Below are 17,175 nucleotides of genomic sequence, written 5' to 3' on the forward strand. Positions count from 1 at the left end.
AACGACAGCAAGCAGTAATCGCGGAGAGCGAACGTGACGCAACCTGCGAGCGGTTCCGGCTTCAATCTGGTGGAGTTCTCCACGCGCCGTCGGGTGACGGTGATGATGGTGACGCTCACCTTCGTACTGTTTGGCCTGATCGCGCTGGGCGACCTCAAGGTCAACCTGCTGCCGGACCTGAGCTATCCGACGCTGACCGTCCGCACCGAATACACCGGTGCGGCGCCGGCGGAAATCGAGACGCTGATCAGCGAACCGGTCGAAGAGGCCGTCGGCGTGGTCAAGGGCCTGCGCAAACTCAAGTCGGTTTCGCGCACCGGGCAGAGCGACGTCGTGCTCGAGTTCGCCTGGGGCACCGACATGGACCAGGCCAGCCTGGAGGTGCGCGACAAGATGGAAGTCGTGCAGTTGCCGCTGGAGGCAAAGGCGCCGGTGCTGCTGCGCTTCAATCCGTCGACCGAGCCGATCCTGCGCATCGCGCTGTCGCCCAAGACCGAGGCCAGCAGCGAAACCGAAGCCATGCGCCAGCTGACGGGCATGCGCCGTTACGCCGACGACGACCTGAAGAAGAAGCTGGAGCCGGTCGAAGGCGTGGCCGCGGTCAAGGTGGGCGGCGGTCTGGAAGATGAAATCCAGGTCGACATCGACCAGCAGAAGATCGCGCAGCTCAACCTGCCCATCGACAACGTCATCCAGCGCCTGCAGCAGGAGAACATCAACATCTCCGGCGGGCGCCTGGAAGAAGGCTCGCAGCGCTATCTCGTGCGCACGGTGAACCAGTTCGCCAGCGTGCCGGAAATGCGCGAGATGCTGGTGACCACGCAGAGCGGTGGCGACAACGCCGCAGCCAGTGCGGCCGCCCAGATGGCCGCGATCGCCGCGCAGACCGGTTCGGCCGACGCGATGGCCGCCGCGGCCGCCGTGCAGAACGCCAACTCCGGCAGCAGCGCTTCGATCGCTGGCGGCATGCCCGTGCGCCTGAAGGACATCGCCGACGTGCGCCAGGGCTTCAAGGAGCGCGAGGCGATCATCCGCCTGGCCGGCAAGGAAGCCGTCGAGCTGGCGATCTACAAGGAAGGCGACGCCAATACCGTCGCGACCGCCGATGCGGTGCAGAAGCGGCTGGACGAGCTGAAGGAGCAGATCCCGCCGGACATCGAACTGACCACCATCGACGACCAGTCGCAGTTCATCCGCCACGCCATCAGCGACGTCAAGAAGGACGCGGTGATCGGCGGCATGCTCGCCATCCTGATCATCTTCCTGTTCCTGCGCGATGGCTGGAGCACGTTCGTGATCAGCCTGTCGCTGCCGGTCTCGATCATCGCCACGTTCTTCTTCATGGGCCAGATGGGCCTGAGCCTCAACGTCATGTCGCTGGGTGGTCTGGCGCTGGCGACCGGCCTGGTGGTGGACGACTCGATCGTGGTGCTGGAGAGCATCGCCAAGGCGCGCGAACGCGGCCTGGGCGTGCTCGATGCCGCCATCGCCGGCACGCGCGAGGTGAGCATGGCCGTGGTCGCGTCCACGCTGACCACCATCGCGGTGTTCCTGCCGCTGGTGTTCGTGCAGGGCATCGCGGGTCAGCTGTTCCGCGACCAGGCGCTCACCGTGGCGCTGGCCATCGGCATCTCGCTGATCGTGTCGATGACGCTGATCCCGATGCTGAGCGCGCTGAAAGGCCGTCCGCCGATGTCTTTCCCGGAAGAGGAGCCGCATCCGCGCTGGCAGCCCAAGTCGAAGCTGCAGAAGCCCATCGCCGCGGTCCAGCACGGCATCGGCGTGGGCACGCGTGGCGGGTTCTTCGGCCTGGCGTGGCTGGTCGTGCGCGCCTGGCGCGGACTGGTCGCCGTGGTCGGTCCGGTGATGCGCAAGGCCAGCGATCTTGCGATGGCGCCGTATGGCCGTGCCGAACGCGGTTACCTGAAGCTGCTGCCCGGCGCGCTCGCCCGTCCCTGGCTGGTGCTCGGTTCGGCCGGTCTGGCCTTCGTGCTGACGCTGCTGGCGGTGCCGCTGCTGGGTGCGGACCTGATTCCGCAGCTGGCGCAGGACCGGTTCGAAATGACGGTGAAACTGCCGCCCGGCACGCCGCTGCGCGAGACCGACTCGCTGGTGCGCGAACTGCAGCGCAAGCACGCCGGGGATGACGGCATCCGCACGCTGTACGGCGTCAGCGGTACCGGCACGCGCCTGGATGCCAACCCGACCGAGAGCGGCGAGAACATCGGCAAGCTGACCGTCGTGATGGAAGGCGGCGGCAGCAAGGAAGTGGAGGCGCGCGAAACCGAGCGCCTGCGCGAGACCATGCAGGCGCATCCGGCTGCGCAGGTCGACTTCGCCCGTCCGGAGCTCTTCAGCTTCTCCACGCCGCTGGAAATCGAGCTGCGCGGGCAGGACCTGGAGAGCATCCAGCAGGCAGGCCAGCGCATGGCGGCACTGCTGCGCAGCAACGAGCACTACGCCGACGTGAAGTCGACCGTGGAGGAAGGCTTCCCGGAGATCCAGATCCGCTTCGACCAGGATCGTGCCGGCGCACTGGGCCTGACCACGCGCCAGATCGCCGACGTGGTGGTGAAGAAGGTGCGCGGCGACGTCGCCACGCGCTACAGCTTCCGCGACCGCAAGATCGACGTGCTGGTGCGTGCCCGCGAGACGGACCGCGCGTCGCTCGACAGCATTCGCCGCCTCATCGTCAATCCGAACAGCAGCCGTCCGGTGACGCTGGACCAGGTGGCCGACGTGGTGTCCACCACCGGTCCCAGCGAGATCCACCGCGCCGACCAGGTGCGCGTGGCGATCGTCTCGGCCAACCTGCGCGACATCGACCTGGGCACCGCCGTGCGTGAAGTGCAGGAAATGGTGTCCAAGCAGCCGCTCGGCGCCGGCGTGAGCATGCACATCGGCGGCCAGGGCGAGGAACTGGCCGAATCGGTCACCTCGCTGCTGTTCGCCTTCGGCCTGGCGGTGTTCCTGGTGTACCTGGTGATGGCCTCGCAGTTCGAATCGCTGCTGCACCCGTTCGTCATCCTGTTCACCATTCCGCTGGCGCTGGTCGGTGCGGTGCTCGCGCTGCTGCTCACCAACTCGCCGGTGTCGGTGGTGGTGTTCATCGGCCTGATCCTGCTGGTCGGCCTGGTGGTGAAGAACGCGATCATCCTGATCGACAAGGTCAACCAGCTGCGCGAGGCCGGCGTCGCCAAGCGCGAAGCGCTGATCGAAGGTGCCCGTTCGCGCCTGCGTCCGATCGTGATGACCACCACGTGCACGCTGTTCGGCTTCCTGCCGCTCGCACTGGCGATGGGCGAGGGTGCCGAGGTGCGTTCGCCGATGGCGATCACCGTGATCGGCGGACTGCTGGTGTCCACGCTGCTGACGCTGCTGGTGATCCCGGTGGTGTACGACCTGCTGGACCGCCGCGCCGACGACTACTACGTCGAGCGCGCCAAGCGCCATCACGGCAAGCCGGTGGCGGACGACGCCGACGGCCAGGTCGAGCCGGTCTGAGGAGCGCTTCGACATGACCATTGCGGAGCTCAGCATCAAGCGGCCGGTCACGGCAATCATGTTCTTCGTGTCGCTGTTCGTGATCGGCCTGATCGCGGCGATCCGCCTGCCGCTGGAGGCCTTTCCGGAAGTCTCGCCGCCCTTCATCTTCGTGCAGCTTCCGTACACCGGCTCCACCCCCGAGGAGGTGGAGCGCACGATCCTGCGCCCGGTGGAGGAATCGCTGTCGACGATGACCGGCATCAAGCGCATGGATGCCAATGCGCGTGCCGACGGCGCCGAGATCTTCATGCAGTTCTCCGACTGGAACCGCGATGTCGCCATCGCGGCGTCGGAGGCGCGCGAGCGCATCGACGCGATCCGCGACGACCTGCCGGAAGACCTGCAGCGTTACAACGTCTTCAAGTTCTCCACCACCGACGAACCGGTGCTGCGCGTTCGACTTGCCAGCCAGAGCGACCTGACCGGCTCGTACGACATGATCGACCGCGAGTTCAAGCGGCGCATCGAACGCATCCCCGGCGTGGCGCGCGTGGACGTCACCGGCGCGGCGCCCAATGAGGTGGAGATCGCGATCGACCCCGATCGCCTGACCGCGCACAGCCTCAACCTCAACGAGCTCAACGAACGCCTCAAGGCGGTGAACTTCTCGATCTCCGCTGGGCAGATCGACGACGGTGGACGCCGCCTGCGCGTGCAGCCGGTGGGCGAGATCACCGACCTGCAGCAGCTGCGCGACCTGGTCATCAACAATGCCGGCGTGCGCCTGGGCGACATCGCCGACATCCGGCTCAAGCCGCAGCGCATGAACTATGGGCGTCGCCTCGACGGCCGCCCGGCGATCGGCCTGGACATCTTCAAGGAGCGCAACGCGAACCTGGTGGATGTGTCGAGCAAGGCGCTGGCGGAGGTGGAAGCCATCCGCAAGCAGCCGGAGCTGAGCGACATCCGCGTCATCATCATCGACAACCAGGGCGACAACGTCACCAGCTCGCTGCTGGAACTGGCGGAAGCCGGCGCCATCGGCCTGGTGCTGTCGATCGCGGTGCTGTTCTTCTTCCTGCGCCACTGGCCGTCGACGCTGATGGTGACGCTGGCCATCCCGATCTGCTTCGTGATGACGCTGGGCTTCATGTACTTCACCGGCGTCACGCTCAACATCCTGTCGATGATGGGCCTGTTGCTGGCGGTCGGCATGCTGGTCGACAACGCCGTGGTGGTGGTGGAGAGCATCTACCAGGAACGCGAGCGCATGCCGGACCAGCCGGTGCAGGCGTCGATCCTGGGCACCAGGCACGTGGCCATCGCGCTGTCGGCGGGCACGCTGTGCCACTGCATCGTGTTCCTGCCCAACCTGTTCGGCCAGCGCAACTTCCTCAGCATCTACCTGTCGCAGATCGCCATCACCATCTCGGTGTCGCTGCTGGCCTCGTGGCTGGTGGCCGTGAGCCTGATCCCGATGATCTCCGCGCGCCTGAAGACGCCGCCGGCGGTGAAGTCCGAGCGCGGCCTGATCCCGCGCATGCAGAAGCGCTACGCGCAGTTGCTGCGCTGGACGCTGGAGCATCGCGGCAAGAGCGTGCTGGGCATCCTGCTGATCATTGCAGTCAGCATCGTGCCGTTCATGCTGACCAAGAAGAACATGTTCGGTGGCGACGACGGCACCGAGACCAACATCTTCTACCAGTGGAAGGGCGCCTACACGAAGGAGCAGATGTCGGACGAGGTGCTGCGGATCGAGAAGTTCCTCGACGCCAACCGCAAGAAGTACAACATCACCCAGATCTACTCCTGGTACAGCGAGCAGGGCTGGGGCGGCACGCGCATCACCTTCGACACCGACAAGATCACCGAGTCGAAGGCCATCGTCGAGCAGCTGCGCAAGGACCTGCCCAAGTCCGCGCGCGCCAACATTGGCATCGGCAACCAGGGCGGCGGTGGCGGCGGTGGTCCGCCGGGGCAGAACGTGCAGGTGCAACTGGTCGGCGATTCCACCGCGACGCTGGTGGAACTGGCCAACGACATCGTGCCCATCCTGGCCAAGCGCAAGGAACTGCGCGATGTGCGCGTGGACATCGGCGACCAGAACAGCGAACTATCAGTGCGCGTGGATCGCGAGCGCGCGGCGGCCTTCGGCTTCAGCGCGCAGGAGGTGGCCAGCTTCGTCGGCTTGGCCCTGCGCGGCGCGCCGCTACGCGAGTTCCGCCGCGGCGAGACCGAGGTGCCGGTGTGGGTACGCTTCGCCGGCGCAGAGCAGTTCGACACGTCGGACATTGCCGGCTTCACCGTGCGCGCGCCGGATGGACGTTCGGTACCGCTGCTGGCGATGGTGGACGTGTCGATCAAGCCGGCCGCGACGCAGATCCAGCGCGCGAACCGCCAGACCACGGTCGCCATCCAGGCCAATCTGGGTGAGAAGGTCACCGTGCCCGAAGCGCGCAAGGCGATGGAAGAGGTGCTCAAGGCCGTCGCATTCCCGGCCGGCTACAGCTACAGCTTCGAGTCCGGGGCGTTCGAGGACGAGGCCGAAGCCAGTCAGCAGATGATGTTCAACCTGCTGATCGCGCTGATCATGATCTACGTCGTGATGGCGGCGGTGTTCGAGTCGCTGCTGTTCCCGTCGGCCATCATGAGCGGCGTGCTGTTCTCGGTGTTCGGCGTGTTCTGGCTGTTCTGGCTCACCGGCACCGAGTTCAACATCATGGCCTTCATCGGCATCCTGGTGCTGATGGGTGTGGTGGTGAACAACGGCATCGTGATGATCGAGCACATCAACAACCTGCGCCGCCGTGGCCTGTCGCGCACCGACGCGCTGGTGGAAGGCAGCAAGGAGCGCCTGCGTCCGATCCTGATGACCATGGGCACGGCGATCCTGGCGATGGTGCCGATCTCGCTGACGCAGACGCAGATCGGCGGCGACGGCCCGCCGTACTACCCGATGGCGCGCGCCATCGCCGGCGGCCTGGCGTTCTCGACGGTAGTCAGCCTGCTGTTCCTGCCGACCATCTACGCGATGCTGGACGACCTGCGTAACGGCACCGCCCGCGCGATCCGCCGCGCACGCGGAAAGCCCGCCGCAGTACCGGCGGCTGCGGTGGCGGCGTTGAAGGCGGAGTAAGCGCCTTCGCCATTACGAAACGAAAACGGGGAGGCAATGCTCCCCGTTTTCTTTGCGCAACCGTCAACGCAGATCAGGACGTTAGGGTGTTCGGCCGTTGGCGCCTGCTTCCGGCGCGGAGCGTGGAAACCTCATGCGCCTGTCGCCAGCAAGCTGGCTCCTACAGAAGCGCATGCAACCGCAGAGTCGCTCAGGGGCGTAGGAGCGAGCTCGCTCGCGACCTCGAGGCCAGCGGACACACGCGCCCGAAAACTCAGCCGACCAGCTTGCCCAGCATCCGCAATCCGCCCGTCCACACACCGATGGCGGTGCCCAGGCTGGTCAGGAAGAAGTTCAGCAGCACGCGCGCGACCCGGTTGCGCCACCAGCCGCGCCAGCTCTGCACGTCGTCGCGCAGGGCCATGAAGTCGGCGTAGGTGGGCTTGCGCAACCAGGCCTCAGTGAGCGCGCTGAGCGTGCCGGACGCGAGGGCCGGATGCAGCGGGGTGATCGGCGAGGCCACGAAAGCGACGAGGATGCTCAGCGGATGGCCGCCCGCGATCGCACAGCCGATCGCGCCAAGCACGCCGGTCGCCAGCACCCAATGCAGCATCAGCTCGGAACCCACATCCAAGCCGCCGCGCCAGAAGCCCCACGCGAACCCGCCCAGCACGAACACCGCCAGCGCGATGGTGAACCACGGCACGTCGCTCTTCTTCGGCAACGCTTCCAGGTCCGCGATGATGGTGTCGGGGGCGCGCGTTTCTTCCTTCAGATGCCGCGCCAGGCCCTGCAGGTGGCCCGCACCGACCACCGCCAGCACTTCACGCGAATCGCCGTGGCTCTCGCGCAGGCGCGCGGCCATGTAGCGGTCGCGTTCGGCGATCACGCTCTCGTACAGTTCGGGGCTGTCGCTGGCGAATTCGCTGAAGCTCGACTCCAGCATGTCACCCTGCTTGAGCTTCTCGATCTCGTCTGCGCCGACTTCCTCGTCGACGAACAGCGCCGCCAGCAGGCCACCACCGAGCTTCGCCCGCGACCACCAGCCCAGACGGCTGGATGCGCGCTTGAAGGTCAGGCCGACGTCGCGGTCGATCAGGTGCACCGGCAGATCGCGCTGGCGCGCTTCCAGCACGGCGCGCTTGAGTTCCGCGCCCGGCTCGATGCCCAGTTGTTCCGCCAGCCGGCGCTGGTACGCGGCCAGGGCGAGGTTCGCGGCGAACAGGGCGGTCTTGCCCGTGCGGATCACCTGGATCAGGTCCAGGCGCGACAGCGCATCAGGATCCGTCAGTGCCTGCAGGCGCTGCGGGTCCAGCTCGACCGCTACCGCGTCGAACGCACCGCTGCCGACCGCGTCGCGCACCGCTTCGACGCTGGCCAGCGACACATGCGCCGTGCCGAGCAGGGTGTAGCGGACGCCATCGCGTTCGACGATGGCGTGCGGCTGGTGCGCGAGCAGTTGCTGCAGCGACTCAGTCATGGGCGCGACCGGAGTGGGGGCGGATTGTGGCGTGGCGGGCTGCATGCATTCGATGTTCGGGCCTTCTGGGGGCTGGCAGCACGACGGCGCCGCAGGGGCGCCGTCGGTTGCACATCACAGGACTGGCCCAGAGCTTAGGGCTTGGCCCCGTATGGGGCAATGAAGCGGTTTCTCAAGCCACGCCAAACGGCAGGTTCGGCGTGGAGACCAGCCGCTGGCCGACCGCTTCGCCATGCAGGAACCGCATGACCGACGCGATGACGTCGGCATCGTCCAGTACGCGGCGATGGCCCAGGCCCCGGGTGGTCAGCAGGCGCGCGTCCGGCCAGTAGCGGGCATAGCGCTCGCCTTCGGCCCAGGGCACTTCGGGATCCTCCAGGTCATGCACGATCAGCGCCGGCCGACCGATCACCGGCGCCGTGCGGTGCGCCTGCTGCTCGTCGAAGGTCATCCCGATCAGGCTTTCGAAATAGCCGACCATCCGCTGTCCCAGGTGTCGGCCGATCCACATCACGTCCGCGAACCGCTCGGTAGCCGCGACCGGGTCCGCGGCCGGGGCGATCAGCACGGCGCGGTCCGCACGCAGGCCGCGTGAGAGCGCATTGGCCGTGGCCGCGCCGCCCAGCGAATGGCCGACGACCACCGCCGCGGGGCCGAAATGGCCGCCGACCGCCAGCAGATGACGGGTGAAGTCGGGCAGGGTGGCCAGCCGGCCCCCGGTGCGGCCGTGCGCGGGCTGGTCGAAGGTGACCACCGCGTAGCCGGTCCCCCTCAGGTGCGGCAGCCATGAACCGATACGCGTGCCGTGGCTGGACCAGCCGTGCGCGAACAGCACATAGGGCTGGGTTTTCGGATCGCCCCAGACATAGGCGGTGACCTCGTGGTCGTCGATGGGGATGCGGATCTCGCGGGCGTCAAACGTCGGCGCGGCCAGCGCGCGCGTCCGGGAAGATGGGAACGGCGTGCAGAACAGGCGGGCTGCACGGTCGAGCGTGGCGCGGGGCGCGACCCGGCTGCCGACCGCGAACCGCAGGCGCAGAGCCAGCAATGGCAAGTTGTTACGAACGGTCGTGCTAATTTTGGCGATGAGCGGGTACATGAGGTTCTCCGCGGACGCGGTCAGGGGGCGTAGGAACGGAACAGGCGCTCGAGCGCGCGACGGCCGCGCTCGATCGCCAGGTCGAAGCCGAACAGGCCGGCATCGTGGTGGACGATCAGGGCCAGGCTGTAGAGCTCGAAGGCCATCTGGTCAGGGTCGGTGTCGGTCGCCAGTTCGCCCGTGCCGATGGCCAGGCCGACCGCGCGGGCGATCTCCTGGCGCCAGCGGGTCTCCTGTGCCACCAGATGGTCGCGCAAGGGCCCGGGACGGTCGTCGTATTCGCTGGCGGCGCTCAGCAGCAGGCAGCCGCCCTCGGCCTGGACCCAGCCGAACCACGCTTCGAGGATGGCGCGCAGACGCGCCAGTCCCCGCGGCTGGCTCAGCGCCGGTCGCAGGACATAGGCGACGAAGCGCTCGCCGGCCGAGTCCAGCACCGCCAGTTGCAGGTCCTCGCGCGAGCCGAAGTGGGCGAAGACCCCGCTCTTGGACATACCCACGGCCTGCGCCAATGGCCCGATCGACAGGCCCTCGAGGCCGGCCGAGCACGCGATGCCGTAAGCGCGGTCGATGATGGCCTCGCGCGTCGCTGCGCCCTTGCTGGTGGCGGTGAGGAGATTCATGGGAAGGAAATTAGCACGTCCGTTCGTTTTATTTTCGACCGTTCGTCGGGCGCGACCTCATGTGTCTGGCGCGGTCGCGTTGCCGAGCCCGAGCGCCAGTTGCATCTGCACCGTGTCCAGCCACCGGTCGTGCTTGCGGCCCAGCCCCTGGAACACGCCTACCGTGCGGAAGCCGAACTTCTCGTGCAGCGCGATCGAGGCGACGTTGGTGATGTCGCCGACCACCGCCACCATCTGGCGCAGTCCCAACGCGGTGCAGTCATCGATGAGCCGCCGCAACAGGGCACTGCCGACGCCGCGGCCTGCGTAGTCCGGATGCACGTATACGGTGTCCTCCACGGTCCACCGGTAGCCCTCGCGCGTGCGATAGCTGCTGGCGTAGGCGTACCCGGCGAAGCGGCCGTCGAGTTCCGCGACGAGGTACGGCAGGCCCTGCGCGACCACGCCCTGCCAGCGACGCTGCATTTCCGTCTGGTCCGGTGCGTCGTATTCGTAGGTGGCGACGTTGTCGCGGACTTCGCTGGCGTACAGGGCCGTGATCGCCGGCAGGTCGCCGGCGGTCGCGGGGCGAATGCGCAGGCCGGAGGGCGGTGCGCTGTCGGAGACGTGGGCTGGCATGCGCGCACGATATCGCGCGCCCGCATGGCGTGGCAGAGGTCAGGCGAGCATCGGCGCGCACTCGCGCGCATAGTCGGCGAAGCGGCGGGGGGCGCGGCCGGTCAGGCGCTCGATGTCGCCGGTGACGCGACTGGCGTGGCCTTCCCGAAAATAACGTTCCAGGTCGAGCAGGCGGTCGGCGATCGGTTCGGGCATGCCCATGTCGAGCATGGCGTAGCGCAACTCGTTCGGTGGCAGGTCGACGTGGGTGATCGTGCGCCCAACCGCGAGCGACAGCGCCTCGGCGAGCTCGTCGTAGGTCAAGGCATCCGGTCCGGTCAGCGTGTAGGCCTGGCCGGCATGACCTGGTTCGGTCAGCGCCTTCACCGCCACGGCGGCGATGTCGCGCACGTCCACGTGGCTGATGCGCGCTTCGCCACTGGCGCTGTAGAACGCCGACTCGGAGCGGATCGTGGGGCTCATGAAGGTCATGACGTTCTGCATGAAGCTGTTGGGTCGCAGCAACGTCCAGGACAGCCCGCTGGCCTCGATTGCCCGTTCGACCGGCCGATGTACCTGCGCCAGGCTGTAATCCCCGCGCTCGGCGCCCATCACCGATTGCTTCACGATGTGGCGCACGCCGGCGTCGCGTGCCGCGCGCACGGCCGCCAGTTCCAGCTCCGTCTGGTCGATGGCGTTGTGCCCGAGCAGGAACAGCGATTCGCATCCGGCGAACGCGTCGCGCAGTGAGTCCGGATCGTCGAAGTCGATGAGCGCGGCGTCCACGCCTCGGGTGCGGGCGTCGTCGGCCTTGTCGGAAGAGTGGAACGCCGCACGCAGCGGCATACCGGACGACTGCAGTTGGCGGAACACCTCGCTGCCGAGCGTGCCGCCGGCGCCGGTGATGCAGATCATGACGCCGCTCCCTGCAGGAAGGAGCGGCGAACTTAGCCGGCGACCGGTGACCGCCTCGTGCAGGGCGGCCCGGCTCGGGAATCAGTCCCGGTAGCGCTTGAGCAGGTCGCCGTACGCGTCGATGCGGCGGTCCCGCAGGAACGGCCAGATGCGGCGGACGTGCTCACTGCGCTGCATGTCCACTTCGGCCATCAGGATTTCCGGCTCGCCCGTGTTGGCCTCGGCCAGGAATTCGCCCTGCGGTCCAAGCACGTGGCTGCTGCCCCAGAAATCGATGCCGGCCGCGTCCATCGGCGACTGTTCGTGGCCGACGCGGTTGCAGCTGAGCACGGGCAGGCCGTTGGCCACGGCATGGCCGCGATGACTCAGGATCCAGGCGTTGCGCTGGCGATCCTTCTCGGCCTGCTCATCGGTCGGATCCCAGCCGATGGCGGTGGGGTAAAGCAGCAGTTCGGCGCCGGCCAGCGCCATCAGGCGCGCGCCTTCCGGATACCACTGGTCCCAGCACACCATGACGCCGAGGCGGCCCACCGAGGTGTCCACCGGCTCGAAGCCGATGTCGCCCGGCGTGAAGTAGAACTTCTCGTAGAAACCCGGATCGTCCGGGATGTGCATCTTGCGGTACTTGCCCGCGATGGAGCCGTCCGCTTCGAAGACCACCGCGGTGTTGTGGTACAGGCCTGCCGCGCGCCGCTCGAACAGCGAACTCACCAGCACCACGCCGTGCTGCCTGGCCAGCGGGCCCAGGCGCTCGGTGCTGGGGCCGGGAATCGTCTCGGCCAGATCGAACTCGCACACGTTCTCGTGCTGGCAGAAGTACGGGCCATTATGCAGCTCCTGCAGCAGCACGAGCTTCGCACCGCGCCTGGCGGCTTCGGCCACGCGCTGCTCGATGACGCTCAGGTTCGCGTCGGCATCGCCGTGGTTGCGCTCCTGGATCAGCGCGACTGGGAGGGTGGTCTTCTTCATGGGCGAATTGTAGGTCGAGGGCCGGGCCAGGGCCGTGAATTCGAGTCGACGAGGATCGACACGGAAGCGGGATACGGAAAGCGGGATTAAGCCTTCGCTTTCATCCGCTCCTTCTGCGTCGATCCGCGTCGAAAAATAACCAGTGCAAGGTCGGGTCAGACGAGCCCGGCAGGCAACTGCATCGTGATGCAGTGCAGGCTGCCGTTCTGCCAGATCAACGGGCGGCATGGCACTGGCACGATCTCGCGGTCTGGGAAAGCCTCGGCGAGTACGGCCTGTGCCTTGGCGTCGGCTTCGTCGCCATACGCCGGCATCAGCACCGCACCATTGACGATGAGGAAGTTGGCGTAGCTGGCGGCCAGGCGGCGTCCGTCGTCGACGATGGGCTTCGCCCACGGCAGCGGGAACAGGCGGTACGGCTTGCCGTCCCGCGTGCGCAGTGCGGCGATCTCCTCGCCCATCGCCTTCAGTTCGGCGTAGTGCGAATCGGCCGGGTCGTCGCAAGCCTGGAAGACGATGGCATCGGGGCCTGCGAAGCGGGCGAGGGTGTCGACGTGGGCGTCGGTGTCGTCGCCTTCGAGGTAGCCGTGGTCCAGCCACAGCACGCGATCCTGCTTCAGCCAGTCGGCCAGCTTGCGGCTCAGTTGCTCGCGGGAGGCGTCGGGGTGGCGCTCACGCAGGCATTGCCACGTAGTCAGCAGGGTGCCTGCGCCGTCGGTATCGATGGCGCCACCTTCCAAAGCGAAATCAACGGGTTGACGCACACTCTTCGCGAAGATTCCCGCATTGGTCAGGCGCTCGACCAGCAGGTCGTCCTGACTCGCGTCGAACTTGCCGCCCCAGCCGGTGAAGCGGAAGTCGAGCAGGCGGAAGCCGTCGCCTTCGCGCAGCGTGATCGGGCCGGAGTCGCGCAGCCAGGTGTCGTCGTAAGGCGCTTCGACGAAGCGCACACGGCTCATGTCGATACGTGCGGAGGACAGGCGCGCGCGTGCATACGCTTCCACGTCCTCGTCGGCCACGCACACGATGGCGTGCTGGAAGCGGGTGATCGCCGCGACGAGCGCGATGTAGGTCTCTTCGACCTCACCGAGCCGGTCGGCCCAGTCGGTATCGGCGTTGGGCCAGGCGATCAGGACGGCGGACTGGGGTTCCCATTCGGCGGGAAAGCGCGATGCGTGTGCGTTCATGACCTCATCGGATGGGCGGCTTGGGCCCGATTTCCTCGGCGTTCGCCTTGGTTGCCACCACGTCGATCACCTTGTTCTTCTCGAAGTACACGGTGAACGTCGGGTACACCCAGCGGTTGATGGTCGGCCACTGGCGCTTCTGTCCGCCCTGGGCTTCCAGCTTCTGCGCCGGAGCGCCGTAGCTCGCCTCGACCCGCGCCATCGTCTGGCCGCGGTCCGGCAGGGTCGCCTGGTTTTCTTCCTGGACGCGCTCGATCAGCAGCGTGTCGGCCGAGGCGACACCGGCGAATGCGAGCAGAGCCAACAGCGGAACGGCAGCGATGCGATGCTTCATGACGAGCCCCCTCGTGAGTAGTGCGGGATTGTATGCACAAGCCCCCGGAACGCGGCAGCGCGCCGCCGTCACGGTTTGAACGATCGGGACGCCTCGTTTCACTGTGCCTGACGCAGAAAGGCCGCCTGACGGCGGCCCTTCGACGGTGCATCGCGAGTCGCGGGACCGGCGCGGGCAACGATGGCCCGGCCGCTCGCGATCAGCGCTGACGTGCCTTGAAACGCGGGTTGGACTTGCAGATCACGAAGACCTTGCCACGACGGCGAACGACCTTGCAGTCGCGGTGGCGGGCCTTCGCCGACTTCAGGGAGGACAGGACCTTCATGACAGACCTCGGCTACAGGTGAATGTGGATAACGAACGAAGCCGGCGATTCTAGCGGGTAATTCCCACGTGGATCAAGTGGTTGCATTGGAGCGGGTGGAGGAACGGGTGGGTGGTTGGCAGGAGGGGCTTGCGCGCGGCCTGGATCCCGGGGGAATCCGGTCCCTGGACCGTCCTCTCGGGTCAGCCCTGGACACTCCCGGCGCTTCGCTGGCCGGTCGGCGGATCCTGGCGGCGCGTGGGCGCCGGTTCCGGGGGTGGATACCGTTGCCGTCCATGGCGTCGCGCGCTGGGCTGCGGATCGCCCGGCCCGGCCATCCATGGCCGGGCGTTCGGCAGATCACGCGGCAGTGCCGCGTAAGCGATCTGCCTCACCCGCGTGAGCGATCTGCCTCACCCATAATGTCCCGATGAACAGCGCAGACAATTCCAAGAACGTCCCCGTCCTCACCATCGACGGCCCGTCCGGCTCCGGCAAGGGCACCATCAGCCGGCTCGTGGCCGCCCGGCTCGGCTGGCATTACCTGGATTCCGGAGCCCTGTACCGGGCCGTGGGCGTCGCCGCCGGCTGGGCCGACGTGGATCTTGCCGACCCTGCGGCCCTGGTCCGCTGCACGTTCGACACCCGGATCGACTTCCTCGAGGACCCGGTTTCCCGCGAGCTGCGGATCCTGGTCAACGGCGTGGATGCCACCGACGAACTGCGCACCGAGACAGCGGGCGCGGCGGCTTCGGCCATCGCCGCCATTCCGGAGGTGCGCTCCGCCCTGAAGGACCGTCAGCGTGCTTTCCGGCAGGCCCCGGGCCTGGTGGCTGACGGCCGCGACATGGGCACGGTGATCTTCCCGGATGCCCCCTTCAAGGTATTTCTGACCGCCAGTGCCGAAGAAAGAGCGGAAAGGCGCTATAAGCAGTTGAAAGACAAGGGGGTTTCCGTTAATTTAGACGGTCTGCTGCGGGAGATCCTCGCCCGTGACGCCCGCGATGCCAGTCGCGCGGTGGCGCCATTGCGTCCGGCCGAAGAGGCCGTTCGCATCGACACCACCGGTCTTGGCATCGATGACGTCGTCGAGCGCGTGCTGGGACTGGTCACGACGTAATCGCATCGCGCGATGCGTTGCGGTTCCGCGCAAGGCTAACCGCAGCAGAGACAGTTCCACCGCGACGTGCGTCGTTGTTTGCGCACGATGCGATGGGTGAATCCACCAACACATGGCGTGGCTGTATCGCGCCACATCAACGGGTGGGTCGACCACGCGCTGCTTGATGCCCTCCAATGCGGATGGCCCTGACAGCCGGTGCGGCCCGTGTGTTCAACCGAGTAATTTCTCCAATGACCGAATCATTTGCCGAACTGTTTGAACAGAGCCAGACCAACCTGGCCAAGCTGAAGCCGGGCGCGATCGTCACCGGTACCGTCGTGGAAGTCCGCGGCGACGTGGTGGTGATCAACGCCGGCCTGAAGTCGGAAGGCATCGTGCCGATCGAACAGTTCCGGAACGACGCCGGCGAGATCGACGTGGGCGTGGGCGACGAAGTCAAGGTCGCGCTCGACTCGATCGAGAACGGCTTCGGCGAGACCGTGCTTTCGCGCGAGAAGGCCAAGCGCGCCATGGTGTGGGACGAACTCGAGCAGGCGCTCGAGAAGAACGAGACCATCACCGGCCGCATCAGCGGCAAGGTCAAGGGCGGCTTCACCGTCGACATCAAGGACGTGCGCGGCTTCCTGCCGGGCTCCCTGGTCGACGTGCGCCCGGTGCGCGACTCGGCCTACCTCGAAGGCAAGGAACTCGAGTTCAAGCTCATCAAGCTTGACCGCAAGCGCAACAACATCGTCGTCTCCCGCCGTGCGGTGGTCGAGAGCGAGTACAGCGTCGAGCGCGAGCAGCTGCTCGAGAAGCTGCAGGAAGGCGCCATCCTCAAGGGCGTGGTCAAGAACCTCACCGATTACGGTGCGTTCGTCGACCTGGGCGGCATCGACGGCCTGCTGCACATCACCGACATGGCGTGGAAGCGCGTGCGCCATCCGTCGGAAGTCGTGGAAGTCGGCCAGGAGCTGGACGTCCGCGTGCTCAAGTACGACCGCGAGCGCAACCGCGTCAGCCTCGGCCTGAAGCAGCTGGGCGAGGATCCGTGGGACAACATCGCCCGTCGCTACCCGGCCAACACCCGCGTGTTCGGCAAGGTCTCCAACGTCACCGATTACGGTGCGTTCGTCGAGATCGAGCCGGGCGTGGAAGGCCTGGTGCACGTGTCCGAGATGGACTGGACCAACAAGAACGTCAACCCGTCGAAGATCGTGCAGGTCGGCGACGAGGTGCAGGTCATGGTCCTGGACGTCGACGAGGAGCGTCGCCGCATTTCGCTGGGCATGAAGCAGGTCACCAGCAACCCGTGGGAAACCTTCGCGGCGATCCACAAGAAGGGCGACAAGGTGTCGGGCCAGATCAAGTCGATCACCGACTTCGGCATCTTCATCGGCCTGGACGGCGGCATCGACGGCCTGGTGCACCTGTCCGACCTCAGCTGGAACACCACCGGCGAGGACGTGGTCCGCAACTACAAGAAGGGCGACACGCTGGAAGCCGTCGTCCTGGCCGTGGACCCGGAGCGCGAGCGCATCAGCCTGGGCGTCAAGCAGCTTGAGCAGGACCCGATGGGTCAGTACGTGGCCTCCAACGCCAAGGGCTCGATCGTCCGCGGCAAGGTGAAGGAAGTCGACGCCAAGGGCGCCGTGGTCGAGCTGGACGGCGGCATCGAGGGCTACATCGCCGCCCGCGACATCGCCAAGGAGCGCGTCGAGGATGCCTCGCAGTACCTGAAGGTCGGCCAGGAAGTCGAAGCCAAGATCATCGGTACAGACCGCAAGGGCCGCTCGATGCAGCTGTCGATCAAGGCCAAGGACGAAGCCGAGCAGCAGGAAGCGCTGGCCGACTACAACCGTGCTTCGTCCGAAGCTTCCAGTGGTACCACCAAGCTGGGCGCGCTGCTGCGCGAACAGCTGGGCAACAAGGGCGAGTAATCGCCTCCGAAGCGGTAAACGCGAAGG

General features: G+C 67.0%; 13 protein-coding genes. 4 read left to right on the forward strand and 9 right to left on the reverse strand.

From position 1 onward, the window contains the following. The first annotated feature begins 33 nt into the window (after positions 1-33). Together VFE83_RS02845 and VFE83_RS02850 are read left to right on the forward strand one after the other, a co-directional pair. Entirely contained in the window at positions 34-3,504 is a 3,471-nt protein-coding gene (locus VFE83_RS02845) for an efflux RND transporter permease subunit (RefSeq protein WP_324903366.1), read from the forward strand. A 13-nt stretch (positions 3,505-3,517) separates the two neighbouring features. Next, positions 3,518-6,622, forward strand: a complete 3,105-nt coding sequence (locus tag VFE83_RS02850) for an efflux RND transporter permease subunit (protein WP_324903367.1) — start codon at positions 3,518-3,520, stop codon at positions 6,620-6,622. Positions 6,623-6,875: 253 nt separating this feature from the next. Here VFE83_RS02850 and VFE83_RS02855 read toward each other — a convergent pair whose 3' ends face one another. From VFE83_RS02855 to ykgO, 9 genes are all read right to left on the reverse strand, one after another. Then, entirely contained in the window at positions 6,876-8,081 is a 1,206-nt protein-coding gene (locus VFE83_RS02855; protein WP_324903368.1) for a TraB/GumN family protein, read from the reverse strand. Between the two features lie 172 nt (positions 8,082-8,253). Continuing rightward, positions 8,254-9,180, reverse strand: a complete 927-nt coding sequence (locus VFE83_RS02860; protein ID WP_324903369.1) for an alpha/beta hydrolase — start codon at positions 9,178-9,180, stop codon at positions 8,254-8,256. Positions 9,181-9,200: 20 nt separating this feature from the next. Next, positions 9,201-9,800: a TetR/AcrR family transcriptional regulator gene (locus VFE83_RS02865; protein ID WP_324903370.1), complete on the reverse strand. Its 600-nt coding sequence runs from the start codon at positions 9,798-9,800 to the stop codon at positions 9,201-9,203. A 57-nt stretch (positions 9,801-9,857) separates the two neighbouring features. Next, positions 9,858-10,418 carry a GNAT family N-acetyltransferase gene (locus VFE83_RS02870; RefSeq protein WP_324903371.1) on the reverse strand — a complete coding sequence of 187 codons (561 nt, stop codon included), beginning with the start codon at positions 10,416-10,418 and terminating at the stop codon, positions 9,858-9,860. A gap of 39 nt (positions 10,419-10,457) precedes the next feature. Next, a complete protein-coding gene (locus tag VFE83_RS02875; RefSeq protein ID WP_324903372.1) occupies positions 10,458-11,312 on the reverse strand; it encodes an SDR family oxidoreductase in 855 nt (284 codons plus the stop codon). Positions 11,313-11,393: 81 nt separating this feature from the next. After that, positions 11,394-12,281 carry a carbon-nitrogen hydrolase gene (locus VFE83_RS02880; RefSeq protein ID WP_324903373.1) on the reverse strand — a complete coding sequence of 296 codons (888 nt, stop codon included), beginning with the start codon at positions 12,279-12,281 and terminating at the stop codon, positions 11,394-11,396. 155 nt (positions 12,282-12,436) lie between these two features. Then, positions 12,437-13,468 (reverse strand): agmatine deiminase family protein, encoded by a 1,032-nt coding sequence (locus VFE83_RS02885; RefSeq protein ID WP_324903374.1) that lies wholly within the window; start codon positions 13,466-13,468, stop codon positions 12,437-12,439. 4 nt (positions 13,469-13,472) lie between these two features. Beyond that, positions 13,473-13,802 carry a hypothetical protein gene (locus tag VFE83_RS02890; protein ID WP_324903375.1) on the reverse strand — a complete coding sequence of 110 codons (330 nt, stop codon included), beginning with the start codon at positions 13,800-13,802 and terminating at the stop codon, positions 13,473-13,475. 199 nt (positions 13,803-14,001) lie between these two features. Next, positions 14,002-14,127 (reverse strand): type B 50S ribosomal protein L36, encoded by a 126-nt coding sequence (gene ykgO / locus VFE83_RS02895; protein ID WP_010342887.1) that lies wholly within the window; start codon positions 14,125-14,127, stop codon positions 14,002-14,004. 409 nt (positions 14,128-14,536) lie between these two features. On the opposite strand from ykgO, the gene cmk reads away from it, so the two are divergent. Both cmk and rpsA read left to right on the forward strand, forming a co-directional pair. Further along, positions 14,537-15,226 carry a (d)CMP kinase gene (gene cmk / locus VFE83_RS02900; RefSeq protein WP_324903376.1) on the forward strand — a complete coding sequence of 230 codons (690 nt, stop codon included), beginning with the start codon at positions 14,537-14,539 and terminating at the stop codon, positions 15,224-15,226. Positions 15,227-15,459: 233 nt separating this feature from the next. Then, complete coding sequence (rpsA, locus tag VFE83_RS02905) at positions 15,460-17,148, forward strand: 30S ribosomal protein S1 (RefSeq protein ID WP_324903377.1); 1,689 nt, start codon at positions 15,460-15,462, stop codon at positions 17,146-17,148. Positions 17,149-17,175 lie beyond the last annotated feature (27 nt).

This window comes from Lysobacter sp., from assembly GCF_035655815.1.
In the GTDB taxonomy this organism is placed as follows: Bacteria; Pseudomonadota; Gammaproteobacteria; order Xanthomonadales; family Xanthomonadaceae; genus Lysobacter_J.

Excerpts from the sequence above, each read along its gene's own strand:
- VFE83_RS02850 (WP_324903367.1), top strand. The coding sequence starts at position 3,518 with ATGACCATTGCGGAGCTCAGCATCAAGCGGCCGGTCACGGCAATCATG.
- VFE83_RS02855 (WP_324903368.1), bottom strand. The coding sequence starts at position 8,081 with ATGACTGAGTCGCTGCAGCAACTGCTCGCGCACCAGCCGCACGCCATC.
- VFE83_RS02860 (WP_324903369.1), bottom strand. The coding sequence starts at position 9,180 with ATGTACCCGCTCATCGCCAAAATTAGCACGACCGTTCGTAACAACTTG.
- VFE83_RS02865 (WP_324903370.1), bottom strand. The coding sequence starts at position 9,800 with ATGAATCTCCTCACCGCCACCAGCAAGGGCGCAGCGACGCGCGAGGCC.
- VFE83_RS02870 (WP_324903371.1), bottom strand. The coding sequence starts at position 10,418 with ATGCCAGCCCACGTCTCCGACAGCGCACCGCCCTCCGGCCTGCGCATT.
- VFE83_RS02875 (WP_324903372.1), bottom strand. The coding sequence starts at position 11,312 with ATGATCTGCATCACCGGCGCCGGCGGCACGCTCGGCAGCGAGGTGTTC.
- VFE83_RS02880 (WP_324903373.1), bottom strand. The coding sequence starts at position 12,281 with ATGAAGAAGACCACCCTCCCAGTCGCGCTGATCCAGGAGCGCAACCAC.
- VFE83_RS02885 (WP_324903374.1), bottom strand. The coding sequence starts at position 13,468 with ATGAACGCACACGCATCGCGCTTTCCCGCCGAATGGGAACCCCAGTCC.
- VFE83_RS02890 (WP_324903375.1), bottom strand. The coding sequence starts at position 13,802 with ATGAAGCATCGCATCGCTGCCGTTCCGCTGTTGGCTCTGCTCGCATTC.
- ykgO (WP_010342887.1), bottom strand. The coding sequence starts at position 14,127 with ATGAAGGTCCTGTCCTCCCTGAAGTCGGCGAAGGCCCGCCACCGCGAC.
- cmk (WP_324903376.1), top strand. The coding sequence starts at position 14,537 with ATGAACAGCGCAGACAATTCCAAGAACGTCCCCGTCCTCACCATCGAC.
- rpsA (WP_324903377.1), top strand. The coding sequence starts at position 15,460 with ATGACCGAATCATTTGCCGAACTGTTTGAACAGAGCCAGACCAACCTG.